Here is a 22,252-nt window from a genome sequence, read left to right on the forward strand (position 1 = left end):
AGCCCGCCGCCCGGGCGCGGCGCGTCGCCCGCCGGGGCAGGTCCCGCCGGCGGCGTGGCCGAGGCCGGCGCCGCGGCGGGCGTGCGCACGGCCACCGGCGGCCGCACGGGCGCGTAGGCATCGCGGATGAGCCGCTGCGCGTGGTCCACCAGCCAGCGGCCGCCGTCGATCTGGACATAGACGTAGCCCTGGTCGTAGAGGTCGCGGTCGGCGTCCTCCCAGGGCTTGAACCACAGCCGCAGGATGCGCGGCGGGGAGCGCAGGGCGCTGGCCGGGGAGCCCGGCGTCCCCGGCGCGGTCGCTGGCAGGGCGGCGGCGGCCGGTGCCGGGCCTGCGGTGGCCGGCCCGGGTGCCCCGGTGCGGGCGCGCTGGGCGGGCAGGTTGCTGGCCAGGGCGTTGGCGTAGGTCCCGGAGACCGACTGGCAGGCCACGCCCGCGGGCGCCTTGCAGGCGTAGCTCGACGAGCCGTCCAGGCCGGAGAGGTTCGTGCAGGCGCCGCACAGCACCGCGGCAATGGCCGCGGCCAGCCGGGCGCGATCCGGGCCGCGGCTCATGGCCGCCGCTCCTGCGCCGCGCGGGCGAGCCGCTCCTCGATCACGGCCCGGGCGACATGGCCCTCGGTGCGCGTGCCGTCGGCCCAGAGCAGGGTGGGCGTCCCTTGCACGCCGAGCCGGCGCGCCAGGGCCGCGTTGCGCTCGACGGGGTGCTCGCAGCGCGCGGCCGGGTCCGGTGCCGGGGTGTCGCCCTGCAGCATCGCGCGGCGCCAGGCCTGCCCGCGGTCGCGGGCGCACCAGATGGCCACCGGCCGCTCCAGGCCCTGGAACGGCACCAGGAAGGTGTGGATCGTGACGTCGTCCAGGCCCGTGAGCTCCTGCTCCAGCAGGCGGCAGAAACCGCAGGCCGGGTCGCTGAAGACGGCGACATGGCGCCGGCCGCGGCCGTGCACGGTCGTGATGGCATCGGCCCAGGGCAGGGCGTCGAAGGCCACCGGCTCGCCTGGCGCCGGCTGTGCCTCGCCGGGCGTGGCCACGGTGGCGGCGGCCGCGGCGAGGCGCGGGCCGGTCAGGTCCGTCATCGTCCGCGTGTCGAACAGCCGGCCGAACACGAAGTGGCGCGGGCTGCGGTCCGAGACGTAGGCCACGTTGGCACCCATCCAGACCTCGTAGAGGCCGGGCACGGGCGAGCGCGTCACCTGCGTGAAGCGGGTCTGCGGATGCGCCCGGCGCAGTTCGTCCAGCAGCCGGGCCTCGTCGGGCCGCGCGGCGTGTACCGTGGCGGCGAGCGCGCACCCCAGCAGCGCGAGGAGGACGGCCGCGCGCGGCCGCGGGCGGTGCTCAGTAGCGGCCATCGTCGTTGCCCTCCAGGTACCGTTCCTCGGGCGGGACCGCGGCGGCGTCGGGCTCGGCCGCGGCCGTCGCCGTCGGCACGTCCACGCGCACGCCCCTGGTGATCACCACGTCGATCTCGCGGCCGGCATCGACCTCGATCACCGGGAAGGTGTTCTCGGCGAGCTTGATGTAGTACTGGGCCAGCCGGTCCAGCGCGCGCCCCACGCCGTGGCCGAGCCCGGCCCGGTAGGCGTCGGCGCCCGTGGTGGTGGCGATGGTGCCCAGCGCGGAGGTGCTGTAGCTGGTCGAGGAGGTGGCGATCCCCTGGCCGATGCCGCTGACGACCCCGGCCAGCAGCGCGTTGGCCAGCATCTGGCCCTGCTTGGTGACCAGGCGCCCGCGCATGCCGACCTTGCCGTCCTCGCCGTGGACCGTGCCCTGGATCCGGACCTCCAGCGCGGAGCCGTCGGGGCGCACGCACGACAGGCTCTCGGTACGCAGGTAGGCCCGCTCCGAGCTGATGTCGCCGTAGCCCGCGGCCACCACGAAGCACTCACGGTACTCGCCGCGGAAGCGGTTGGGCAGCACCGTGTCGTCCGAGAGCCGGATGAGCACCGGGTGCGGGTTGGACTGCGCCTGCCCGCCCGTGGGCGCGTCCAGGCCGCCCAGCAGCGTGCCGCGCGTGAAGCTCACGGGCAGGAAGCCCGCGGCGCCCCGGGCCTCGCCCGCGGCCGGCGCATCGCCCCGTACCGCGCCCGCCTTGTCCGCGGCGGCGCGCTGCGTGACGGCGACGCGCGTGAGCGCCGGCTCCGGCGGCTCCGGGTCGAGCGCGGGCAGCGGTGCGGCCAGCGAGGCCATGGGCAGCGGCGGCAGGCCCGGCGGCAGGGCGCCCGGCACGGGCGTCGCCGCCAGTCCGGCCGGCCGGGGTGCCGGCAGCGGCGGGACGGCGGGCGCCGGGGCCGGAAGGGCCGACGCGGCGGGAAGCGCGGCGGGTGCGGAGGCCGGCGCCCTGGCCGGCGTCGCGGCCGTCAGGCGCTGCTCCAGCTCGGCGAAGCGCTGCATCGTGCGGGCCTCGAAGGCCTGCCGGTCCTTGTTGAGCCGCTCCTGCTCCTGGCGCTCGCTCTCGTAGCGGGCGAGCTTGCTGCCCGCCGTGCCGACCCACTGGTCGACCGGGTTCACCTGGCCGCCCGGTGGCATCACGCCGATGCGGGTGACGTGGTCCTCGGCCTTGGCCCGCGGGCCCGGCGGCCGCTCCTGGCGGCCGTGGTCGGCCAGGGCGAACACGGCCCACAGCAGGCCGATGCCGCCGGCCAGGAGGGCGGCCAGCAGCGCAAACTGGCGCTGCCGGGGCGTCAGGCGCTCCAGCAGCCGTTTCAGCACGGCGGGGCGGTTCATCGCTCGCCCCCGCGCCGGATCACGAACACGCTGGTGCTGTCGCCGGGCCGCAGGTTGTGGTTCTCCACGGCCACGCCGAGCACCTGGCCGCCGGTTAGGCTGTCGGGCCGGTCGAACTCCTGCTCCGCCAGCACCATCACGGCCCCTCCGGTGTTCTGCAGCAGGTACTTCTCGCCCCACAGCCCGCGCCCCTCGTAGCGGCGCATGAGCGAGAAGCGGCTGCCGGCCCAGAGCTGCACCGGTTGGCCCACCTCCTCGACCCGGATGTCGCCCGGCACCCGGTCGGAGGCCATCGCCACCAGCATCGCCTTCATCGCCCGAACGTGGTGGGCCGGGGGGCTGGCGGAGGCCGTCCCGTTCGCGGCGGACCCCGCGCGTCCGCCGCTGCGGTCGCGGATGACGATGGTGTCGGCCGGCGTGTCGGCGCGCTGCAGCAGCAGCGTGTAGGTCGCGCGCGCCGAGGACACGAACAGGCTGACCGGCCTGCCGCCGTCGCGGCCGCGCGCGGACGGGCGCACGTAGATCTCGCCCTTGTCGCGGTCACACTCGACCACCAGGTCGGCCGTGCTCCGGGCGGTCGGGACCGCCCCGGCCGCCGCGCCGCCGGGCACGTCGCCGCACGCGCCGGCCTGCACGTTGCCGAACACGTCGACGATCGGCGCGCCCTCGATGCGGATGCGCGTGGGCTCGCGGGTCGACAGCGCGGCCCGCACCGTCACGCCGTCGCGCGCCTCCACCACCTGCAGCGCACGGGACGGCGGTGCGTGCAGCAGGGCCAGCAGGCCCGCCGCCGCGGCAGCGTGCCGGCACAGGGCGACCTCCATGCCGCGCAGGCGGGACGGGGCCGGGTCAGGACGCCTCATGGGGCAGCTCCTTGAAGGTCTTGAGATGGATGCGCCCGCCCGCGTAGCGGAACTCGACCAGGTAGGCCCGGCTGTCGTTGCTCGTCTCCTGGCCGTTGACCAGCGTGCGCAGGCGCCCGCGCACGACCACCGACTGGCTCGCCTCGCTGGGCCGCAGCTCCTGCGGCGCGAAGGAGGTGCTGGCGTTGATGCGCTTGAGGCGGGCGGCCTCCAGCTCCTGGCGCGTCTTCAGCGCCCCGTGCTGGTCCGGCTCGACGTAGCCCAGCAGCACGTCCTTCTTCCAGTCGATGGACGCGGGCGTGACGTCGAGCACCAGCCAGGCGACGAAGGCGGCCATCTGCTCCAGGTAGGCGCTGCTGGCGCGGTCGCGCGTGACCCAGAACGAGCGGTCGATGGCGGGCGGCACGATGACGGTGCGCTGCGTGCCCAGCAGCCACAGGATCACCGCCAGGGCCAGCAGCAGTGCCGCCGCCATCGCGCCCACCGCCACGCCCAGCACGGCGTTGCGCCGGCGCAGGTCCTTCAGGTCGGCGCTGAGCCTCGGGAAGTCCATGGCCCTTCCTGCGCCCGGTCAGCCCACCATGCGGCGGATGTGCGACGGCGGCGTCGCCGTCATGGCCGACAGCGGGTTGGTCGGCAGGTGCCAGTACAGGCAGTGCAGGGCGAAGGCCGGATGCCGGTCGGCCTTGACGCGCGCCACCCAGCGCGAGGCCAGGAAGCCGGCGAGCACGCACAGCGCGAACGCCAGCCCGGAGCCGGACAGGTAGCCCACGAACAGGCCCAGGATGGTAGGCGCCGCGACGTCGATGTCCCAGAAGCCGATCTTCCAGGGATCGTCCAGGCGGCGCGGGATGTAGGTGTCGTCTTGCATGGCAGGCCTCTGCTGCAGCCGGGGCCGCGTGCCTCAGACGACGGCGCCCATGATGGCGCCGCCGATGACGAGCCCGACCGCGGCGAAGATCGCCAGCCCGACGTAGGACAGCACCGGTCCGAAGTTGCGCAGCGCCGCCAGCGAGATCAGGGCCACCACGAAGCCGATGAAGCCGACCAGCGCCTTGATGCCCGGCCCCAGCGCCGCGATCTGCGTCAGCGCGGAGGTCATGGGCCCGTCGATGCCGGTGAAGCCCACGAGGTCGAGCGCCTGCGCGGGCGACGCGATGCCCAGGGCCAGCATGGCAAGCGCCAGGAGCGCCACGGCGGACTTTCCGCGGCGTGGCGGTCGGGCAGGAACGGCGGCAGGGGAAGCGGTGACGGGCATGAGGGCCTCCGGTACGCGGTTCGGAAGGGGCAGGGGCGTGCGGCTGGAGCTGTCCGCCACACCGGGCGGCGCGTGGCTCCAGGGCGGCTGGAACCGGGGCCGCAGCGGCCCCGGGGCGGAGGCAGGAATGGCCCGCGTCACGCTCCGCTCCCCCGGTGCTCGACGAGGATCTCGACGCGCCTGTTCCGGCGCCGGCCTTCGGCGGTGTCGTCGTCCGCCGCGAGGCAGCAGGCGCCGCGGGCCTCGACCCGGATCGCCGATTCCAGGCGCGGCTGGCGCTGGCGCAGGCGGGCCGCGACCGCATCGGCGCGCGCCAGGGCCAGCGCCTGGTTGACCTGCGCCGGTCCGACGCCGTCGGTGTGGCCGATCACGAGGACGCTGCGCGCCGCCGGCACCCGGCTCGCGAGCGCGTCGATGGCGCGGCGTGCCGACGGGTCGAGCGCGGCCGAGCCGGACGCGAAAAGGATCGTCGCCTGCAGCGTCTGCGGTCCGCCCCCGGCCGGGCTGGCGGGTTGTCCGGCCGGCACCGGAAGCCTTCCGGGGCCGGAGGGCGGGAGGACGGTTTCGTGCTCATCCAGCCCGGCCGCGACGCCTTCCAGCGCAGCGCCGGGTTCCGCCGGCGGCTCGGCGGCCAGGACCTTCGGCGTGCGCACCGGGCAGTCGGGCGGCAGGCAGGTCGTGAAGACCGCGTCGCGGCCGAAGTCCTGCTGCACGATCCGCGGCTGGAGCACCGACGCCTGCTGCCGCACCGGCGCGGCCGGCGGCTGCGATGCCGTCGGCCGTGCCGACGTGCAGGCCGAGAGGACGGTGCCGCACAGCAGCAGCGCGCCGCAGGGCCACACGAGGGCGCGGGCGTGCATCACGGCGACACCCCTGGGGCTGTGGTTGCGGCGACATCGGTATTGGGCCGTGTTCCGCGTGGCAGGCTGCGGAACACCCGCCACGCATAGCGCGCGCGTGCCTGCGTGCAGGCGTCGCCCTTGAGCCGCGAGCAGGCCGCGTTGTAGGAGCCCACGGCGTCCCAGGTCACGCCCCGGCGGGCGAAGGCCTCGGCCAGCAGCCAGGCGCCGACCTGGATGTTGGTGCACGGGTCGTGCAGCCGGGCCTCGGTGATGCCCAGGCGCGCCAGCCGGGGCAGGTGCCCACTGTTGATCTGCATGAGCCCGATGTCGTAGGTGCCCGTGCGCGCCTGGTGCGAGCGGTTCATCGCGCGCGGATCGAGGCCGGACTCGACCCGCGCGACGGCCACCAGCAGCTCGGGCGCGATGCCGTAGCGGCGGCCCGCGTCCTCCCAGCAGGCCCGTGCCTGCAGGGGCAGCCCGGTCGCCACGATCACTCCGGCAAGCAGCAGTCGCATGGTGCGGTCCGTCGCGGTTCGATGCGGTCGGTCGCCTGCGGCGCAGGCGGCAGGACAGGGCCCGGCGCGGCCACGGTCGCGTCCGGTCCCGGGGTGTGCCGGCGGGGCGGTTTCAGCTGCAGCCGCCGGTCAGGCGGCGCGGGGCTGCATCAGCCCGGGCGCGGCAGCCGCCATCGGCTGGAGCGGTCGGCCACGTTCAGCCGGGCCTGGTGCAGCACCCGGACATCCGTGTCGACCTGGCGTCGCGCCAGCGCGACGCAGGCGGTGGTCAGCTGGTCGAGCTGGAAGTTGGGGTGGGGATGCCGGTTCGCCGGTGAGCGCTGCAGGGCCTGCAGCAACTCGTACTGCGCTCGCCACATCGACTCGCGGCGACGCGGCGTGGTGGGCGGGCGCAGGACGAGCTCCGTGCGCAGGAACTGGAAGATGCGGGGCGCCGCGTCGTCATCGGTGAACACCAGCGACACGCAGGCGCCGATGAGGTCGGGAAAGCGGAACTTGGGCGCCACGTTGTCCTCGCTGTGCAGCAGGCCGTAGAGCCATTCGTGCTCCTCCAGCCACAGGCGCGTCTCGACGGTGTCCGAGGGCTCCGTGTCCGGTGCGGCCGGTGCCGCGGCAACTCGGGCGGGATGCAGGTCGCGGCTCATGCGGGCTTCCTCCGGCATCGACTGTGGCGGGCGGGGTGCTGTCCAGTGCATGCGCCCAAGGGTAGGCAGCCGCTGTGGCCGGATCCGGGTGAAAGGGGTGGCCTGCGAGGGGGGATTTCGCGATCAGGGTTGGGGCGGCCATCCATGGGCGATTCGAGCCCGGTCCGGATCCATTGCCATCCCGTCGCGGGTTGGCGATCTTGGCGTGGATGGCCTTGGTGCGCGCCTTCTTGCCCGCGCGTTGCGCGGTGGCAAGCGCCGGCTCCAGGTCACGGTAGAAGCGCTGCGCGGCGACCTTCTCCCCACTGGACACCGACGCGAGCTCTTTCAGGCCCAGGTCGATGCCGATGCAGTCACTCACGGGCGGCATGGGCAGCGGGCCGACGAAGTCAGGCTCGTTGACCGTGACGTTCAAGTACCAGCGCCCGCGCGCATATGCCGGGGTTTCTCGCGGAGCCTTGTGACGAGCGCCAGCGCCGCAGGCACCGGGGCGGCCTCCGGCCAGCGCGTGAACTGATGGTCGGACGCGACCGCCCGGTGCTGGGCCAGGGCAGGGCCAAGTTCCGGCACCAGTTAGACAAGACGGCCGCGCGCGGCGTGGGAGTGCTGGCTGGGCACGGACAGGGTGCCCTCTTGTCTGGCGGGATGGTCAACTCAGCTGCCCGGCGAGGGGGTGATCCGGCTCAGCACGCCGGCCGGGTCGTAGACGCGCATTTGCGATGCCGGCCGGCTGGAGCTGCCGTAGACCACGAGGTTGGTGCCACCCGGCCGCGCTTGCGAGGGGAACACGATGCCGTCCAGTCCGGCCGCCACCACGTCATCAGCCATGTACCAGGTGGGCGGCTCGATGGACTTGCCGAACCATTCGGCACGCCAGTCCACGGCGAAATCTGCCCAAAGTCGCGGCCAGCGCTCGGGGTCGAAACCAGCCCCCAGGTCGGCGACGCGCAGTCCCTGGGCAAAGAAGGTGCAGATAGTGCCTGGCGGCAACCAGGGGTTGTCCTGCTTGTACTCGGCCAGGGCGGTCACCTCGTCCATCGACAGGTACAGCGCCTCCTGGCCTGGCCGGTTGAACCGACCGCCGCGCCGCGCTGCCCCCATGCCGGACAGCGGCATGCCCGCATAGGCAGGCGAGATTACGCGGTAGCAGGCGAGCGGCTCATCTTGGCTGAGCGAGGCCAGGATCATCCGGCAGCACCGCCCGCGAGCGATTCCAGGTACGCGATGACGTCCTCGACCCGACCTTCCTGCACGAGTGTGTCGGCGGTCTTGTAGCCAAAGGCTCGCAGCGGTTCGTTGCGCAACAGGAAAGCGGCCCGCTCGGCGTCGCCTGTCATCTCCGTGGCCACCGCCAGCGCGCGGATCATGTCCTGCAGGTACTTCTGCAATTGGGGCGCCTGGGGACGTGAGGTCGGGGTGTTGCGATGCACGTGTGCCCGCTCGGCCAGCTCCTGGACGCGAAAGCCGAAGAAGTCGCCTACCCGCGCCGGAGATAGGTACGGAGTGTTGGGCTCGCGGAAGCGCTCGACGAAGGGCTGTTGCAACACGGCGGCAGACATGATGGATCACCTAGTGCAGACTATTTGCACTCATTTTGCACCAAAAACGCCTTTGGTGTGAACGGCGGATCAGCGGGCTGTCGCGGGCTGTCGTCTTGTTTCTCGGCGTGTCCTGGGCTTGTGATGGAGCACCACCAGGCTGGTGCAGCGCGGCTGGCGCTCGCTGGTGCTGGCGGCCGGCAGAGATGAAAGGCCGCGAGATATCTGCGAACTGAAAGGCGGCTGCGGTCGGCGCGCGGTCCTCCTCTATCCAATAGGGCATCGTCGCCTCCAGGCCGCATCGCGGCCGACCTCATTGGATGGAGTCCCCCGCGCTGCCGGTGGAGGCCATTGCCGCATACCTGGATGCGGCGCGGCGTCCCGAGGCTTGTACGGCTCCCGCGGCGCCAGCGGCGACCGCGTCGCACAGGCGCCGCCGCACCTGCGACTCATGCGCCCGAACCCGCACATCGACGGGGACGCGCTGCCAATCACCGGGCCGGGGGCCCCGTGCCCGCGTCTGGCGGCCGTGAGCTCCTTCGCGGCAAGCGGCACCAACGCCCACTTGGTGCTGGGCAAGCGGGCGCAAGCGGCGGGGGCCGCGTGGTTCGCAGCGGCGAGGCGGCCGCCGTGGCGCGGGTGGTGCTCCTTGACCAGGTGCGCGCGGCCCCAGCGCCTCGGGCGACCACTGCAGCCGGCTCTCCAAGTGCACTGTTGCCGGGCCCGGTGCCGTGGCTGCAGCCTCATCCTGCGCGCGCTTCTCCGTGCTGGCCTCGGGCGCGTGCCGCGGCCATTCTTCGGGGATGGCGGCGGCATACTCACTCAACCGGAACCGATTTGCGGCCCGGACAGGACGGCCGGCGCAGGCTGGGCCGTTGGCAGCGTGGCCTCAGCGGGCGGGCGACGCCAGCGGTTCGGCAGTGGATCGCCGCACCGGTGCTCCATCAGGGACGGGCCTTGTATTGCAGCGTTGCACGCGATGCGGGCGGCTTGGCCTCCAGGCCGCTACGCGGCCAACCTCATCGGATGAATCTTGCCGCGCCTTCGGTGGCGGCTGGATCGGGTTCAGCTGCTCCAGTTCTTCGGTCGCCACGAATGGGCGCGTCGTTTCTAGCAACGAGCAACGCGGAGCGGCCAATTGTGATCCTTCGACATGCCGTTTTCAGCGACCGCTTTGCAATGTATCAGCGCCCGCCGGGAAGCGGGCGCTGATAGGCTGATCACTCAGATTTCGATCTGTTCAGCGATCTCCAGAGCATCATCGACTTCGATGCCGAGGTAGCGTACTGTGCTCTCCAGCTTGGAATGTCCAAGCAGAATTTGAACCGCACGCAGGTTCCTGGTCCGCTTGTAGATCAGTGAAGCCTTGGTTCTTCGCATTGAGTGCGTGCCATACGCCGTTGGATCTGGTCCGATTTCCCTAATCCACCCGTGCAGCATCCGGGCGTACTGTCTGGTTCCCAGGTGCGGCGACCGGTGAATTCGACTGGGGAATAGGTAGCTATCGGATTTCAATCCAGCTTCACGAATCCAAGTTTGCACGGCGTCCTGGGTAGTGGCTGTAATCTCAAATTGCACGGGCCGGTGCGTCTTGCGCTGAAGGACGATGGCGCGGTTGGCGACCCTGTCGCCGTGGCATACGTCGCGAACGCGCAAGGCGATCAGATCGCACGCGCGCAGTTTGCTATCCAGGCCCAGGTTGAATAGCGCCAATTCCCGCGCGCGGTGCGCCATCTGCAGCCGAATACGGATCGCCCAGATTTCCTTCGGCTTGAGGGGCAGCTTTTGCCCAACCAACTTGCCCTTGTTCCATGGCTCACGGGACTTCACTGCAGAGACGGCGTCCATGACGACCTCCAAGCTGCAACCGCGGCGACGACCGCCGCGATGTCAAACATTGACATCTTTTGCTAGCATTGCGCCTCATCCTGAAGGGACGCACCATGGGCATGAACGTCAATCTGACGCCTCAGCTGGAGGAAATGGTTCGGCGCAAGGTCGCCTCCGGCCTCTACACCTCCGCCAGCGAGGTGGTGCGCGAAGCCTTGCGCCTGATGGAAGAGCAAGACCAAGTGCGCGCTGCTCGACTGCAGCAACTGCGCAGTGACATCCGCGAAGGACTGGAAAGCGGCGAGAGCGAGGCTTGGGATCCCGCTCAGGTCAAACAGCAAGGTCGCGTGCGGCGTGCGGCGGCGAAATCAAAGGCAGCGGGCAAGTAAATGCCTCGTATCCTCCGACGCCCTCAAGCAGCAGCTGACATCGCGGATATCTGGAACTACATCGCTGACGACAGCCTTGATCAGGCGGATGCCTGGGTCGACAGGCTTGACGAGCAACTCCAACTGCTGGCCACGCAGCCGCTCATGGGTCGACAGCGTGATGAGCTCGCACCGCGTGTCCGCAGCCTGCCTTTCGGGCGCTACATCATTTTCTACGTGCCACTGGACGTCGGTATCGACGTTGTCCGCGTACTCCATTCAGCCCGGGATATTGAACCTGGTCTTTTCTGATCCGGACGTCGCTTTTTGACGGTCGCGCGGACCAGCCGAGAAGACGATTTGCGGCGCAGAGCCGTCATTCAGCCGAGGCCACCGGGTGTCGGTAATGGGCACATAGCAGGCATTCATATGCTGGTGGTCCATTTGTCAGCCGCGTTGGTGAAAACATCCCAGCGCCCGCGCCCCCAGCAGCCCGACTACCAGCGGCGCACACGGCATAACCAGCGGATGCAGCGGCATCGGCGCCACTGCGCAGACCATCGTCAGGCAGCCGGCCATCACCGCCGCCGAGGCGTGCGCGGCGAACATCTCCGGATCGAGCCGCCGGAATTCCCGGGCTTTCACGGCCCGCGACGCCAGAGCGTCGGCGCCCGCGGCAAGCAGGACGACCAGCGTCCAGGGCAGCCACTCCACCAGCGCCACGGCGCGGTAGCCGGCCAGCAACAGCAGGGCGTCGATGGAGCGGAAGTAGGGGTTGTCGAAAAGCTTCGCCACCGCGCCGGCCATCTGCCGCGACACGGCACCGCCGACGTCGCCCGGTGCTGCCATGGCGGCATCGGGGTGCGGTGTCGCGGCCCGGGCGGTTTCCTGCGTGTCCAGTGCCCGGGCCAGCAGCCGCGTGGCGTGCTCGGGTCCCCAGAAGGCCACGGCGGCCTCGTGCTCGGCGCGCAGCCGGGTCAGGAACCGCTCCGCCGGCAGCGCCGACGGCAGGTACAGCACGAGCACCAGCAGCCCGAGCAGAGAGACGACTGCCGTGGCGCGGATCATGGGCCGGCTCCGGCGGACACCACGGCGGCGGCCGGAGCGTCGGCATCCAGGATCGGGAAGCGCCCCTTGATGATCCGGCCGCCGGACACCGAGGCGAAGTACTGCAGGTTGGGCAACTTGCCCAGCACGTCCGCCGGCACCATCTCCTCGAAGCTCTCGCACAGCTGCGTCGAGTAGCTCGACGAGAAGTCGCCCAGGTGGGCGTCCGTGCCGGTGCTCACGCCCACGCGCAGCGTGTGGATGGCCGTGCGGCCGAAGGTCTCGACCACGAAGTCCTGCGTCGGCCGGTCCTTGGAGCGCAGGGCGATCAGGTTGTTGAGGTTGCCCAGGGCCATGCGCGCCGCGTGCTCGCTGCCCAGGCGCCGCGCCAGGTCGGCCAGCGTCTGCATGGCGCAGGTGGTCTGGATACCGCCCTCGGCGCCCTTGTTCAGGATCTCGATCAGCGGCTGGTTGATGACGTTGGAGACCTCGTCAACGAAGAGCGAGATGCGCCGGTGGGCGCCGAGGTTGTAGCGCATGCCCACCCGCGCGGCCAGGTCGGCCAGCGCCAGCGCACCGATGGCCGTGGCCACCGACGGGTCCGGCAGCGAGTCCAGGCACATGTAGAGCACGTGGCCGGCGCGCTCGATCTTCTCGAAGTTCATGATCGGCCGCAGGTCGTCAGGGTCGAAGGGGTCGGGCGAGAGGCTGCGGCCCAGGTCGCCCGAGGTCAGCATCGACAGCACCGGCAGCAGGTTGGCCGTGATCTTCTGGTAGTGCTCGCGGTTGTGGCGGAAGGTGCGCACCTGCGCGTCGATGGCCTTGTGGCGCTGCGACGGCGCGACGTGCTGCTCGTAGTAGGTGACGAGGGCCAGCAGCTCGGTGCTGGCCGCCTCGGAAGGGCGCTTCAGGTTGCCGCGCTGCGCCTCGTGCAGCAGCCGCTTCATCTCCGGCTGCTCGCGCCAGCCCGAGCCCAGCGTGCGCTCGCAGTAGCGCCGCAGCGAGCCTTCCAGCACCGGCTCGATGCCGCCCTCGATGTAGCGCGTGAGCTTCACGAGGTTGGGACGCTCCTCCAGCTCGATCAGGCCCTGGACCACCACGTTGACCGCGTCCCAGCCGAAGGCCGTGAAGGCGCTGGCCGTGTCGGGCGGCATGATCGACTGGATGCGCGAGGCGATCTCGGTGGGCTTCTGCCAGTTGAAGGTGAAGTCCAGCCGCACGCCGTCCTCAGGGAAGGCGGGGTGGAACTCCAGGAAGGTGCCCGGCTCGCGCCAGTCCTCGCAGGCGCGCTGCACGATGCGCCGCAGGCGCCGGCTGTTCTTGGGATCGATGACGATGACCACGTCGCCGCGGCGCACGGCCTGCGTGACGAGGCAGCCCAGCGCCACGCCTTTGCCCGACTGGGTGGTGCCCACGAGCAGCGTGCCGCCCTCGAAGTTCTGCAGCGGCCGGTACAGCGGCACCTCGTCGGGCTCAACGCCGTGGATGTAGGGCAGGCCGATCTGGGCGTCAGGCTGTGGATCAGTTTCGTGGCCCAGCCAGGCCAGCAGGCGCGGCGACAGCGCGAACTCCCGGTAGTCGGCCTTGGCCAGCTCGTACAGCCGTTGCGCGTGCACCGGCCGCCATTCGAAGCCGAAGCCGAGGAACACCTGGTCGGGCCGGCCGCACCAGCGCGCCAGCTCGGCCGTGCCGATGGTCTGCACGGCGCGGCCGCTCAGCGACGCGCGCAGCACCAGCGTGCGCAGCGCCTGCGCCAGGCGCATCACGCCGCAAGCGAAGCAGCCCAGCGCCAGCGGCCGGGCCAGGGCCGTGGGCAGCACGCCCGACACGCCACCGAAGGTCAGCACGGCGGTGGCGGCCAGCCAGGCGGCCGCGGCGTGGCCCTCGTAGGCCGGCCGCCACGGCATCTCGTATCGGCGCACCAGCATGTCAGTCCCCGGCCGGGCCGTCGGCGGGCGAGAAGTCCGCCAGGTCGAGACCGTTGATGAAGCGCGGACGGATCAGCAGGCCGCCGCAGGGCTCGCCGTCGATCTCGTGGGTCGTGAGCGTGGCCTTGGTTCCTCCTGTCCCGGCCAGCATCCCGGCGTCACCGAGCGCGCGCAGCGCCTGCGCGGCGTCGATGCCCTGGCGCTCCATGTCGTCGAGCCGCACGAAGAAGCCGCCCGCCGTGACACGCGATGCGACCTGCCCGGCGCCGACGGCGCTCACGGCTTTCGCCACCGCCTCCCGCACCAGGGGATCGAGACGCCTGGGGGCCTGCAGCGCGAGCCTGCGACGCTCGGGGGCGTCCGTCGTCCGGGGCGGTGCGGCGGGCTTGCCGGCGTCGGGCCCGCCGACGGCCTCCGCGGTGGGTCCGGACTCCGTGCCGGGCAGGGGCAGCTGTGCCATGGCCGCCGGCGCGGACGGCGCGCGTGCGGGCCGCGCCTTGGCGGGCGGCTGCCCGGGATCGCGCGCCAGCGCGACTTCCAGGGGCGCGGGGCAGGGCGTGAGGCCCGTGAGCAGGATGTCGGGCGAGGACAGCTTGATGGCCTCCACAGGCGCCTGGGCCCCCGGGGGCTGGATCGACCAGGGGATGGTCTGGCCGTCGCGGGGCTCCAGCACGCCCGCGTCCAGCAGGGCGGCCAGCATGGCGTCGGCGGACCTGGGCATGCCGGCCAGCTGCGCCGCCTCCAGGGCAGCCTGCAGGTCCGCGGCGGCCTGCAGCCAGGTGACGAACAGGCCGTCCCGGCCCAGCCACAGGCGCGACTTGTCGCGGTTGGGCACCCAGGCCGCGTGGCTGCGCACGAGGCCCTGCATGGCCTCGACCAGGTAGCGCGCGACGTGCGTGCCGGCCGGATCGGTACCGCCGCGGCCGGCACGGGCGCGGAGGTCGCGGTCGATCACCAGCGCCAGGGCGCGGCGCACCAGCGTGTCGAGCACGTTGCGGTCGCGGTACAGCGACAGGCCGCCGACGCCGGCTAGCAGGTGGGGCACGATGACGGCGTTGTCCTCGCCGAGGAAGCGCATCACCCGCGGCGGCACGACGTGGGACAGCATGAACAGGCCCTGGGCCTGCACCGGCGGCACGTCGCCGCGCCAGCGCACGCGGTACCGGTCCAGGCCGTGGTCGAGCAGCCAGTCGGCGAGCGGCATCAGGCAGGCCGGCCATTCCCGGCCATCGGCGTCCAGGACCCTCAACGGCCCCATGGTGCGATGCAGCTCGCAGCACAGTCCGGCGATGAAGGTGGCGAGCTGCCAGCGCGGCTCCAGGTGGCGCCGCTCGGAGATGGTGGAGCGGCCGGCGATGATGTGGGCATCCGTGCCCTGCAGCGCGAAGAAGCCGACCTCCAGACCCAGGCGCAGCAGCCCGCCCGGTTCGCTGAAGTGGCTCTCGGCCGTGGCCGGGAGCCGGTGGACGCAGGCGGCGTAGCGCTCCAGCAGCGGCGCGATCTCGCTGTCGAAGGTGCCGCGGTCCACGCCGAAGGCCAGCCGGATCCGGTCGATCAGCGCCTGGTGGTCGGCGAGCAGCCGGTTGGCGGGCACGGCCTCGATGCCGTCTTCGTCCTGCAGGGGGAAGCCGGGCATGGCTGCTCCTTCGCGCCAGGGAGGCGCCGATCCTGCAGGGTCCGTCGTGTCCGCGCGATGGGGAAACGGCCGCCGGAGGGGCGGGGTTTCGGCACCAGGGACGGTGCTGTCCGGCGCAGTTGCCGAGAGGGGAAACCGCGTATCCGGTCCGGGATGCTGACAGCGTCAGGGCGACGTGGCAGACCTGCGAGCACCGAGCGGTCGCGGCCACATCAGCCTGCCCAGGCCACCGGCTGCCCATTTCTTGAGCAGCACAGCGGAACGGTTTGCCGATCAACGACTTGCGGCACCCGCGCGCCCCTTGCCAACAAGCTTGTCCACAGCAGTCGTGGATTTCCCTGGCCGCGCATTGACAAGGAAGGCATGATTCAAGAAACAACATACGGGATTCACTCGACCTACCATCCCGCCATCCTTTCCGCGTGATGGCCTCGGCGGGGCAGCCACCCATCACGAGCTTCGCGGCTCCCTCCTGTCTCCACCTTCCACGTCGGCCGCCGACCGGAGCGTGGAGTCCCGCAGCAGCTCGCGCACGCCGAGCGGCACGCCGCTGAGGTCGGCCAGCGGCCGCACCGGAAACGACGCCTGCACGCGCGGGTCGGTGCCGTAGCGCTGCACGAGCTTGCAGAACGGGCACTCCTCGTTGCTCAGGGCGATGGTGCCGCAGGCGGCCAGGAAGGTGCTGTGGCAGGCCGGGCAGGCCACCAGCGAGAAGCTGCGCACGGTGGTGAACCAGAGTCCGTCGGTGTGCCCGGCCAGGTCGAAGGCGCGGTCGAAGCTGATGCGATGCGGCGGCTCGCACACGCCGCGGTAGTGCCGGTAAGCGCCGACCAGGGCCTCGGGCGGCGGGAAGCCCGCGTCGCACAGGCGCCGGTACAGCACCATGGCGATGGAGGCTTCCGCACGGTTGAGGAGGTTGGCGGTGTGGTACCAGTCCGGCGAGGCCGGCGGGCGGCCGCGCGGCACGGCCTGCCGGTCGGGAAACAGCAGCTCCAGCAGCTCGCGCGCGGGCAGCCCCGTGAGGGCCGCGATGGTGCGCACGCGGGCGCCGAGCTCCGCGCAGGCCTGCGCCAGCTTCAGCGCCTGCAGCCGGGCCTCGATCCGCGCCGGCGCGCGGGACGCGTCCATGGGCATGCTCCCATGCCGGGTCAGGCGCAGAGACGGCCGGGGGCCTGCACCGCGGCGAGCGGCCGCGCCAGCGGCAGCGGCGCGTCGAGCAGCGCGAGCAGGTCGCGCCGCGCCGGAAACAGCGTGATGTCGCCCAGGTTGGCCACCAGGGCCATGATTTGCTGGACGCCCAGCGCGGCGATGCGCTCGGCCAAGGCGGCGTCGAGGCCGAACCTGCAGCAGGCGGCGGTGCGGTCCTGCACGATGGCGTCGCGGATCGTCAGCAGCAGGGTGAGGTTGATGAGCTGGACATCGGAGAGCCGAGCCTGTTCCATGGTGGGTTGTCCTTCAGTGGGGCCCGTGCGGGCTGGGTGTCATGGAATGCGCAAGTCCGGTGGGTCGCGGGTGGGCACTGCGTTGGTGCGCCGCAGCATAGGCAGCACGGCGGGGAGGGCGGCGCGTGCCGCCCCCCTCGCGTCCGGCACCCCGCCGCATTGCCATCCGCAAGGGCAGGAAATCGCCGGCAACTGCGTGCAGCCCGGGTCCCGCGGGACCCGAAGCGCCGGCCGGTAGACGCGGCAAGCCGCATCCGGCCGGCGGCGCGGAGCGGACCGGCCGCGCACGGCGGTCGCACGGGCCGGTCCGCCTGCTCATGGCCGTGTCAGGCCGCCTCGGCCAGGGCCTTCCACTCGGCGGGCGGCAGCTCGACGAGCCGGCCGCCCAGCGCCTCGAACTCGGTGGCGCGGTCGTAGTCCTCGACGTCCTGCGAGTAGTGCGTCACGGCGTTGACCAGGCCGTAGGCCGTGAGGTCGCCGCCCAGCACCAGGTACCGCAGCACGCCGGTGCGCTCCTCCTCGTTGAGGGCGTAACGGCTTGCCAGCACCTCGACCGAGCGCACCGGATCGCCGGCGAGCGGGATCGCGCGCGTGCGCTCCAGCCGGCGCGCGGCCTGCTGGAACGCGGCCTCGGACACCGCCGCCTCGACCACGTCGCGCACCTTCAGGAAGAAGGCCCGGTCGTCGGCCTGCACGGTGTCGTCGCGGAACAGCGTCACGGCCTCCTGCCCGGGGGCGAGGCTGCGCCCGACGTGGGTCTTGCGCAGCGAGCCGTCGGAGACGATCAGCCCGTTGCTGCACACCAGCCGGTACAGCAGCGGCTGCACCGACAGCGTGCCGTGGCCCACCTCGGAGTTGCTCACCACCACGCCGGCCTGCACCAGGTCGCCGGGCGACACCTCGTGCTGCAGCCGGGGCGTGACGACCTTCAGGTACATGCGCGTCCCGGTCAGCTCCACCGACTCGAAGCGCGCCTGCGGCAGCCGCTGCAGCAGCGGCAGCACGCTCTCGGCGAGGTCGTGGTTGTCGAGCCGCCGGTAGCGGTCCGACAGCACGGCCCGCACCTGGCCGTCCAGCGTGCGCAGCATGCGCCGGTCCTCGTCGCGCTCCAGCCAGGCGTTGACGTTGCGGTCGAGCAGCTCGGGCTGCTCCTCGCGCATGCGTTCGAAGTACGCGTAGGGGATGCGCAGCTTCTCGGCCAGCTGGCGCCGGGCCAGGGGCGTCATGGCGTAGCGGCCGGGGCCGCCGTCCTCCTCGACCACCAGGCGCGTGGCGCCGGCGGTGTCGGTCTCGTGGTGCATCAGCGCCGAGGGGACCACCAGGTCCCTCTTCGATTGCTGCTGGCGTTCCAGTTCCTGCGCCAGGCTCACCAGGCTTCGTCCTGTCTTCATCGCGGGCTCCTCTCGGGAGAGAGCGGGGCCGGCACGTCCCCGGACGGGACGCGGGCCCCGCCGGGGTGGGTGAATGGGCCGGAGCGGTGTCCGGCCCGGGGGCGCGCGAGGGGTCTCGCGCGCTGTCTGCGGGGCTGTCTTCGCCGCGCCGGGTCGGCACGGCCTGGTGCGACAGCGACCAGGGGAAGATCGTCGGCACCGCCCGGGTCATGGCACGGCCGACGGCGTCGCGCCGCCTGTCCGTGCCGCGCCCCAGTGCCATGGCGTCACGCTGCCTTCAGCGCGCGCTCTCGCGCCTGCGCCAGCCACACGTCAGCCCAGTCCTGGCCCGGCGTGCGCGGCACCATCACCTGGACATCGAGCGTGGCCGCCGCGGTGCCGGCCTCGCGCACGAGGCGCCGCGCCAGCGCGTAGGCGCTGGCCTGGCCCTCGAAGCCGCCGTCGGCGTCGTTGTCGGCCCAGATGTCGAGGCGCCGCACGGTCTGCGGCAGCCGCAGCCGCTCCAGGTTGCCCGCGCCCAGGGCCGCCCACACGGGGCGGCCGGTGGCCAGGTGCACCGCCAGCGCGGTCTCGATGCCCTCGGCCACGGCGAGCTCGTCGGTCGCCTCGTGCAGGTGCACCGCCGCGCCCTGGATGCCGGGGCACAGGACCTTGCGGGGCTCGGGCACCGGCGCCTTGGCGCCGTCCAGCACCCAGGTCCGGTGCAGGCTGACCACCTGCCCGTCGGGCCGCTGGATGCGGGCCAGCAGCGCCGGGTAGGTGCCGACCAGCCGGGGCCGGCCGTCGTCGCCGCTCTCGTAGTAGCCCAGCGCCGGGTGGCAGCGCAGCGTCACCGGCGGCATTTCCAGCGTCAGGCCGCGGGCGCGCAGGTAGCGGTCCGCGGGATCGCCCGGCTGCAGCGGCCGGGCCGCGTCCCACAGGCGCCGCATCCGGCGTCGCATCTGCTCGGGCGAGGGCGCGCCGGCGTCCCGGGGCGGCGCCATGCCGCCGGTACCGACGCAGGCCTCGACCCGGCGCAGCACGGAGGCGAAGTCCTCGCGCAGCACGGCCTGCAGCAGCTTGAAGCCGCCGCCGGGGCCGCAGTGGCGGCAGTAATAGTTGCCCTGGCCGAACTTGTCGGTGTACTGGAAGCGGTCGGTGCCGCCGCACAGCGGGCAGGGCCCGTTGCGCCGCTGCAGGATGCGCTCCTCGACCCCGAGGCTGCGCAGGATCTCCGTCCAGCGGCCGAGCGCCAGCCGCTTGACCTGCTCGACGCGGGACTCGCCCGTCCGGTCAGCCATGGCGGCCTCCCGGGTGCGGTATCCCGGCGGCAGGCACGCGCGCTGCGCGCCGGGCCGGGCGGTTCGGGAAGTGGTTCATCGTCGTCTCCATGTGATGCCGCACGGGGCCGGAGCGCCGGTTCTGGCGCTCCCGGCCCCGCGGGCGGGACAGGACGAAGGCACGGGCGCCATGGACCGTGGAACGGCCGCGGGGCGCTCGTGCCGCTGCGGCGTGCCGGCGGCCTGCAGGCCGGCCCGGCACGCCGTGCGGGCATGGCCAGGACAGGGTAGTTGCCATGTCATCGGCCCGGCCCGTTGCTCAGGCCACAAGCTCGACGCGGTGGCCGCCTCGGTCGGCACCCACGGTCACGAGGAAGCGCCGGCCGTGCAGCGCCGGGAAGCGCTCGGGCCGGAGCTCCCGCAGCAGCGAGGCGAGTGCATCCCCCGGATCGGCGCAGCGCAGCCGGCCGATCAGCCCGGCCAGCGCCTGGCGGTCCGCGTCGAGGTCGTCCTCCAGGAAATGCCCGTGCTCGTCGGTGAAGTCGCAGACTTGGCGCACCGGTTCGCCCGAGCCTTCGCCGTCGGGGATGTAGAGCGTGCTCCCGTGGAGAACGCCTTCCCCGCCAATCTCCGCCGTGTCGTCCCCGACCGTCACCTGGACACTCGAGCACAGCACGACCTCGGCCCGGGCCTGGCGGCCGTCGAGCCGGGAGCGCGCGTGCACGCCCTTCGGCCGGAGCCGGACCTGCTGCCCCCGCTGGAAGCGGACATGGGCGAATACCCAGTGCCCGAAGTGCAGGGCCCGGACGTCGAGCACGAGGAAGCCCCGGGCACGCGCCAGCATCCAGCAGGCGGCGGTGTCGTCGTCCAGGTCGTCGAGCACGACCAGCGTGGCCTGCCCGCGCTCGATGGCGTCGCGCGTGGGCACGACGTCCACCGGGCGCAGGCAGTCGCAATCGCCACAGTCGTCCCGGCAGGGATAGCCGCCGATCGTGGCCAGCGCCGCGGCCGGCAGCACGTCCACGTCGTTGAGCAGGTCCAGGTGTCCCCAGGCCTGCATGGCAGCGTGGTAGGTCGCGACGAACTCGGCGGCGGGCAGCCGCGCCTTGGCCTGCTCCAGCACGGCGCGCCAGGCGGCGCCGAGCGTGGCGTCGATTCGGCGTCGCTGCTCGTCCTCGTCGATCAGCTTGTCGCGATCAGGCAGGCGGGCCATGAACTGGCGGGGATCCAGGTGCAGGACGTTGATGCGGCCGGGCCGCGGGTCGAACGGCCGCAGCACGCACAGGCCCTGCAGGAACACGGCCGTGTCCCGACTGGACCAGCCGTCCGGTGTCCCGCACAGCCAGAGCCCGCCGATCGGCGTGGCCTGCAGCGCCAGCCGGTCTGCCGCCCAGGGACGGTCCAGCACGTGGCCGTTGCAGGTGACCGCGACCGGAAAGCCCGCGCACAGGGCGCCGATGCGCCCGGCCAGGTCGGGCAGCTCCACGCCGTGCAGCTCGACGGTGGTGCCGCGGCCGGCGCGGGACGCCGGCACGCCGGACTCGAAGACATCGACGGGCTCGCGCGCCAGCGCCGCGCGCGTGTCGAAGTCGATCCGCCGTCCCCGCGACATGACCACGCAGCGCGTGGCCGCGTAGAGGCAGCGGGAGAAGCCGATCCCGAAGGGGCTCTCCTCCTGCCGCGTGGCCTCGTCCCAGCCCGACTCGTGGAACGTCAGCAGCGTCTGGAAATCCTCGATCCCGCAACCGTCGTCGGACACGCGCAGCCGGCCCGACATCTCGTCGAAGTCGATGTCGATGCGCGTGGCGCCGGCGCGGCGGGCGTTCTGCAGCAGCTCGGTGACGAGCGTGTACCTGTCGGTGAAGGCGTGGCGCTGGTGGCGCAGCACGCCTTCCTCGCTGACGCGGACCTGTATCTGCATGGTGGTCTCCATGGAGGGCCGGCAGCCCCTTGCGGAGGCCGCCGGCGGTGGCTGAAGCCGGCTCAGCGGGGCCGCGGGACGCAGGCGTCCCGGGCCGTGAACAGCTGGCCGGCGTGCAGGGCCTCGAGCACGGGGTGGTCGAGGAACTTCTCGAGCGGGAGGTGCCGCGCGTGCAGCACCCGCCCGCGGTGGTCGAGGCGCGCAACCTCGACGCCCACCGGGCGCCAGTGCAGCCGGTAGGCGAGGCGGTCGGCGCCCGCGATCAGGAACACGTGGCCGCGATTCCCGGCCCGGCGGGCCAGGTCCTCCAGGTCCTCGGGCGCGCACACGAGGTGCAGCGCCCGGACCGGAATGCGGTGCAGGGCCGTGCGCATGGCCGCTCCTCAGCCGTCGCGCCCGGCCTGCGCCGGGGCAGCGGTGCGGGGGAACGTGCCCGGTCCGCTGGGGACGGGGCACGGGGCCGCGGTGGCGGGCCGGCCAGGGACGGGCTGGAGGTTCGGCATGGCGTGCCTTCCTTCGGTAGCGAGGGGCCGTCCGCGCGTGGCGGCGGCGGGCCGTTGACGGGCTCAGGCGAACAGGTCGCCCTGGACGGTCCGGCTGCGGACCTGCTCGTTGATCCACTGCGGGTCGCGCGCGAGCTGCGCCTCGACCCAGCCGGGATGGCGGGCGACGGCCTCGCGCACCCAGGCCGGGTAGCGCTCCAGCGTCGCGGCGAGCCAGCGCCGCACGCCGTGGCGGATGCGGTCGCGGATCTCCTCCACGTCCACGAGGCCGCAGTACGGGATGGGCGACAGCGGACTGCAGCCCACCACGCGCAGGCAGCTCGCGAACGAGAACGGCCCGGCATCCTTGTCGCGCTCGGTGAAGACCCAGCACAGGGTGTCGAGCTTGGCCTCCAGCGGCGCCTCGGGGTCGGACAGGGCCGCGACCTCCTGCAGCAGCCGCCAGTGCAGCAGTACCACCTCCTCCTCGGACCAGGGGTCCGGCGGGGCGTCTCGTCCCGGCACCGCGTCCGCGGCGTCGCGCGAAGGCACCTTGGCGTCCTCG

25 protein-coding genes are annotated in these 22,252 nt (G+C 72.7%); 2 read left to right on the forward strand and 23 right to left on the reverse strand.

What is annotated here, in order from left to right; translation table 11 throughout:
• The 13 genes from FJ694_RS29790 to FJ694_RS29850 all read right to left on the reverse strand — a co-directional run.
• On the reverse strand, positions 1-554 hold a 554-nt coding region (locus tag FJ694_RS29790; protein WP_157271168.1), incomplete at its 3' end, for a TraV family lipoprotein.
• Positions 551-1,348: a DsbC family protein gene (locus tag FJ694_RS29795; protein ID WP_157271169.1), complete on the reverse strand. Its 798-nt coding sequence runs from the start codon at positions 1,346-1,348 to the stop codon at positions 551-553. The genes FJ694_RS29795 and FJ694_RS29790, both read right to left, overlap by 4 nt.
• On the reverse strand, positions 1,335-2,723 hold the full coding sequence (locus FJ694_RS29800) for a TraB/VirB10 family protein (RefSeq protein ID WP_157271170.1): 1,389 nt from the start codon (positions 2,721-2,723) through the stop codon (positions 1,335-1,337). The genes FJ694_RS29795 and FJ694_RS29800 overlap by 14 nt, the downstream gene beginning before the upstream one ends.
• Positions 2,720-3,586 (reverse strand): type-F conjugative transfer system secretin TraK, encoded by an 867-nt coding sequence (locus tag FJ694_RS29805; protein WP_157271171.1) that lies wholly within the window; start codon positions 3,584-3,586, stop codon positions 2,720-2,722. Before FJ694_RS29805 ends, FJ694_RS29800 begins: the two co-directional genes overlap by 4 nt.
• Complete coding sequence (traE, locus tag FJ694_RS29810) at positions 3,573-4,139, reverse strand: type IV conjugative transfer system protein TraE (RefSeq protein ID WP_157271172.1); 567 nt, start codon at positions 4,137-4,139, stop codon at positions 3,573-3,575. The genes FJ694_RS29805 and traE overlap by 14 nt, the downstream gene beginning before the upstream one ends.
• 18 nt (positions 4,140-4,157) lie before the next feature.
• Entirely contained in the window at positions 4,158-4,457 is a 300-nt protein-coding gene (gene traL / locus FJ694_RS29815; protein WP_157271173.1) for a type IV conjugative transfer system protein TraL, read from the reverse strand.
• 33 nt (positions 4,458-4,490) lie between these two features.
• Positions 4,491-4,781 (reverse strand): hypothetical protein, encoded by a 291-nt coding sequence (locus FJ694_RS29820; RefSeq protein WP_232540286.1) that lies wholly within the window; start codon positions 4,779-4,781, stop codon positions 4,491-4,493.
• Positions 4,782-4,981: 200 nt separating this feature from the next.
• Positions 4,982-5,704, reverse strand: a complete 723-nt coding sequence (locus FJ694_RS29825; protein WP_157271175.1) for an OmpA family protein — start codon at positions 5,702-5,704, stop codon at positions 4,982-4,984.
• Positions 5,704-6,201 (reverse strand): lytic transglycosylase domain-containing protein, encoded by a 498-nt coding sequence (locus FJ694_RS29830; RefSeq protein ID WP_157271176.1) that lies wholly within the window; start codon positions 6,199-6,201, stop codon positions 5,704-5,706. Before FJ694_RS29830 ends, FJ694_RS29825 begins: the two co-directional genes overlap by 1 nt.
• A gap of 149 nt (positions 6,202-6,350) precedes the next feature.
• The gene (locus FJ694_RS29835) at positions 6,351-6,845 is read right to left on the reverse strand and encodes a hypothetical protein (RefSeq protein ID WP_157271177.1); all 495 of its coding nucleotides are present in this window, start codon (positions 6,843-6,845) and stop codon (positions 6,351-6,353) included.
• Between the two features lie 654 nt (positions 6,846-7,499).
• Positions 7,500-8,033 carry an RES family NAD+ phosphorylase gene (locus FJ694_RS29840; protein WP_157271178.1) on the reverse strand — a complete coding sequence of 178 codons (534 nt, stop codon included), beginning with the start codon at positions 8,031-8,033 and terminating at the stop codon, positions 7,500-7,502.
• Positions 8,030-8,404, reverse strand: a complete 375-nt coding sequence (locus FJ694_RS29845) for an antitoxin Xre/MbcA/ParS toxin-binding domain-containing protein (RefSeq protein WP_157271179.1) — start codon at positions 8,402-8,404, stop codon at positions 8,030-8,032. The genes FJ694_RS29840 and FJ694_RS29845 overlap by 4 nt, the downstream gene beginning before the upstream one ends.
• Positions 8,405-9,607: 1,203 nt before the next feature.
• Positions 9,608-10,231, reverse strand: coding sequence for a tyrosine-type recombinase/integrase (locus FJ694_RS29850; RefSeq protein WP_157271180.1), 624 nt, complete (start codon positions 10,229-10,231; stop codon positions 9,608-9,610).
• 95 nt (positions 10,232-10,326) lie between these two features.
• On the opposite strand from FJ694_RS29850, the gene FJ694_RS29855 reads away from it, so the two are divergent.
• Positions 10,327-10,602 carry a type II toxin-antitoxin system ParD family antitoxin gene (locus FJ694_RS29855; protein ID WP_157271181.1) on the forward strand — a complete coding sequence of 92 codons (276 nt, stop codon included), beginning with the start codon at positions 10,327-10,329 and terminating at the stop codon, positions 10,600-10,602.
• Complete coding sequence (locus tag FJ694_RS29860; protein WP_157271182.1) at positions 10,603-10,893, forward strand: type II toxin-antitoxin system RelE/ParE family toxin; 291 nt, start codon at positions 10,603-10,605, stop codon at positions 10,891-10,893. It begins immediately after the preceding gene.
• Positions 10,894-11,028: 135 nt separating this feature from the next.
• On the opposite strand, the gene FJ694_RS29865 is transcribed toward FJ694_RS29860, so the two are convergent.
• The 10 genes from FJ694_RS29865 to FJ694_RS29910 all read right to left on the reverse strand — a co-directional run bounded on the left by FJ694_RS29865 (position 11,029) and on the right by FJ694_RS29910 (position 22,239).
• Entirely contained in the window at positions 11,029-11,649 is a 621-nt protein-coding gene (locus FJ694_RS29865; RefSeq protein WP_157271183.1) for an IncC plasmid conjugative DNA transfer DtrJ family protein, read from the reverse strand.
• The gene (gene traD, locus FJ694_RS29870; protein ID WP_157271184.1) at positions 11,646-13,556 is read right to left on the reverse strand and encodes a conjugative transfer system coupling protein TraD; all 1,911 of its coding nucleotides are present in this window, start codon (positions 13,554-13,556) and stop codon (positions 11,646-11,648) included. The genes FJ694_RS29865 and traD overlap by 4 nt, the downstream gene beginning before the upstream one ends.
• A gap of 1 nt (position 13,557) precedes the next feature.
• Entirely contained in the window at positions 13,558-15,192 is a 1,635-nt protein-coding gene (mobH, locus tag FJ694_RS29875) for a MobH family relaxase (protein WP_157271185.1), read from the reverse strand.
• A 450-nt stretch (positions 15,193-15,642) separates the two neighbouring features.
• Positions 15,643-16,320 carry a FlhC family transcriptional regulator gene (locus FJ694_RS29880; protein ID WP_157271186.1) on the reverse strand — a complete coding sequence of 226 codons (678 nt, stop codon included), beginning with the start codon at positions 16,318-16,320 and terminating at the stop codon, positions 15,643-15,645.
• Positions 16,321-16,340: 20 nt separating this feature from the next.
• Positions 16,341-16,634 (reverse strand): flagellar transcriptional regulator FlhD, encoded by a 294-nt coding sequence (locus tag FJ694_RS29885; RefSeq protein WP_157271187.1) that lies wholly within the window; start codon positions 16,632-16,634, stop codon positions 16,341-16,343.
• Positions 16,635-16,960: 326 nt separating this feature from the next.
• On the reverse strand, positions 16,961-18,025 hold the full coding sequence (locus FJ694_RS29890) for a DUF932 domain-containing protein (RefSeq protein WP_157271188.1): 1,065 nt from the start codon (positions 18,023-18,025) through the stop codon (positions 16,961-16,963).
• Positions 18,026-18,291: 266 nt separating this feature from the next.
• Positions 18,292-19,305: a DUF7146 domain-containing protein gene (locus FJ694_RS29895; protein ID WP_157271189.1), complete on the reverse strand. Its 1,014-nt coding sequence runs from the start codon at positions 19,303-19,305 to the stop codon at positions 18,292-18,294.
• A gap of 298 nt (positions 19,306-19,603) precedes the next feature.
• The gene (locus tag FJ694_RS29900) at positions 19,604-21,205 is read right to left on the reverse strand and encodes an ATP-binding protein (protein ID WP_198321068.1); all 1,602 of its coding nucleotides are present in this window, start codon (positions 21,203-21,205) and stop codon (positions 19,604-19,606) included.
• Between the two features lie 62 nt (positions 21,206-21,267).
• Positions 21,268-21,579 (reverse strand): hypothetical protein, encoded by a 312-nt coding sequence (locus FJ694_RS29905; protein WP_157271191.1) that lies wholly within the window; start codon positions 21,577-21,579, stop codon positions 21,268-21,270.
• A 192-nt stretch (positions 21,580-21,771) separates the two neighbouring features.
• Complete coding sequence (locus tag FJ694_RS29910) at positions 21,772-22,239, reverse strand: hypothetical protein (RefSeq protein ID WP_232540287.1); 468 nt, start codon at positions 22,237-22,239, stop codon at positions 21,772-21,774.
• Between the last annotated feature and the right edge of the window lie 13 nt (positions 22,240-22,252).

Source organism: Azohydromonas aeria (genome assembly GCF_009760915.1).
Lineage (GTDB): Bacteria > Pseudomonadota > Gammaproteobacteria > Burkholderiales > Burkholderiaceae_C > Azohydromonas > Azohydromonas aeria.

Coding starts and splice junctions, on each gene's coding strand:
- FJ694_RS29795 (WP_157271169.1), bottom strand. CDS start 1,348: ATGGCCGCTACTGAGCACCGCCCGCGGCCGCGCGCGGCCGTCCTCCTC.
- FJ694_RS29800 (WP_157271170.1), bottom strand. CDS start 2,723: ATGAACCGCCCCGCCGTGCTGAAACGGCTGCTGGAGCGCCTGACGCCC.
- FJ694_RS29805 (WP_157271171.1), bottom strand. CDS start 3,586: ATGAGGCGTCCTGACCCGGCCCCGTCCCGCCTGCGCGGCATGGAGGTC.
- traE (WP_157271172.1), bottom strand. CDS start 4,139: ATGGACTTCCCGAGGCTCAGCGCCGACCTGAAGGACCTGCGCCGGCGC.
- traL (WP_157271173.1), bottom strand. CDS start 4,457: ATGCAAGACGACACCTACATCCCGCGCCGCCTGGACGATCCCTGGAAG.
- FJ694_RS29825 (WP_157271175.1), bottom strand. CDS start 5,704: ATGCACGCCCGCGCCCTCGTGTGGCCCTGCGGCGCGCTGCTGCTGTGC.
- FJ694_RS29830 (WP_157271176.1), bottom strand. CDS start 6,201: ATGCGACTGCTGCTTGCCGGAGTGATCGTGGCGACCGGGCTGCCCCTG.
- FJ694_RS29835 (WP_157271177.1), bottom strand. CDS start 6,845: ATGAGCCGCGACCTGCATCCCGCCCGAGTTGCCGCGGCACCGGCCGCA.
- FJ694_RS29840 (WP_157271178.1), bottom strand. CDS start 8,033: ATGATCCTGGCCTCGCTCAGCCAAGATGAGCCGCTCGCCTGCTACCGC.
- FJ694_RS29845 (WP_157271179.1), bottom strand. CDS start 8,404: ATGTCTGCCGCCGTGTTGCAACAGCCCTTCGTCGAGCGCTTCCGCGAG.
- FJ694_RS29850 (WP_157271180.1), bottom strand. CDS start 10,231: ATGGACGCCGTCTCTGCAGTGAAGTCCCGTGAGCCATGGAACAAGGGC.
- FJ694_RS29855 (WP_157271181.1), top strand. CDS start 10,327: ATGGGCATGAACGTCAATCTGACGCCTCAGCTGGAGGAAATGGTTCGG.
- FJ694_RS29860 (WP_157271182.1), top strand. CDS start 10,603: ATGCCTCGTATCCTCCGACGCCCTCAAGCAGCAGCTGACATCGCGGAT.
- FJ694_RS29865 (WP_157271183.1), bottom strand. CDS start 11,649: ATGATCCGCGCCACGGCAGTCGTCTCTCTGCTCGGGCTGCTGGTGCTC.
- traD (WP_157271184.1), bottom strand. CDS start 13,556: ATGCTGGTGCGCCGATACGAGATGCCGTGGCGGCCGGCCTACGAGGGC.
- mobH (WP_157271185.1), bottom strand. CDS start 15,192: ATGCCCGGCTTCCCCCTGCAGGACGAAGACGGCATCGAGGCCGTGCCC.
- FJ694_RS29880 (WP_157271186.1), bottom strand. CDS start 16,320: ATGGACGCGTCCCGCGCGCCGGCGCGGATCGAGGCCCGGCTGCAGGCG.
- FJ694_RS29885 (WP_157271187.1), bottom strand. CDS start 16,634: ATGGAACAGGCTCGGCTCTCCGATGTCCAGCTCATCAACCTCACCCTG.
- FJ694_RS29890 (WP_157271188.1), bottom strand. CDS start 18,025: ATGAAGACAGGACGAAGCCTGGTGAGCCTGGCGCAGGAACTGGAACGC.
- FJ694_RS29895 (WP_157271189.1), bottom strand. CDS start 19,305: ATGGCTGACCGGACGGGCGAGTCCCGCGTCGAGCAGGTCAAGCGGCTG.
- FJ694_RS29900 (WP_198321068.1), bottom strand. CDS start 21,205: ATGCAGATACAGGTCCGCGTCAGCGAGGAAGGCGTGCTGCGCCACCAG.
- FJ694_RS29905 (WP_157271191.1), bottom strand. CDS start 21,579: ATGCGCACGGCCCTGCACCGCATTCCGGTCCGGGCGCTGCACCTCGTG.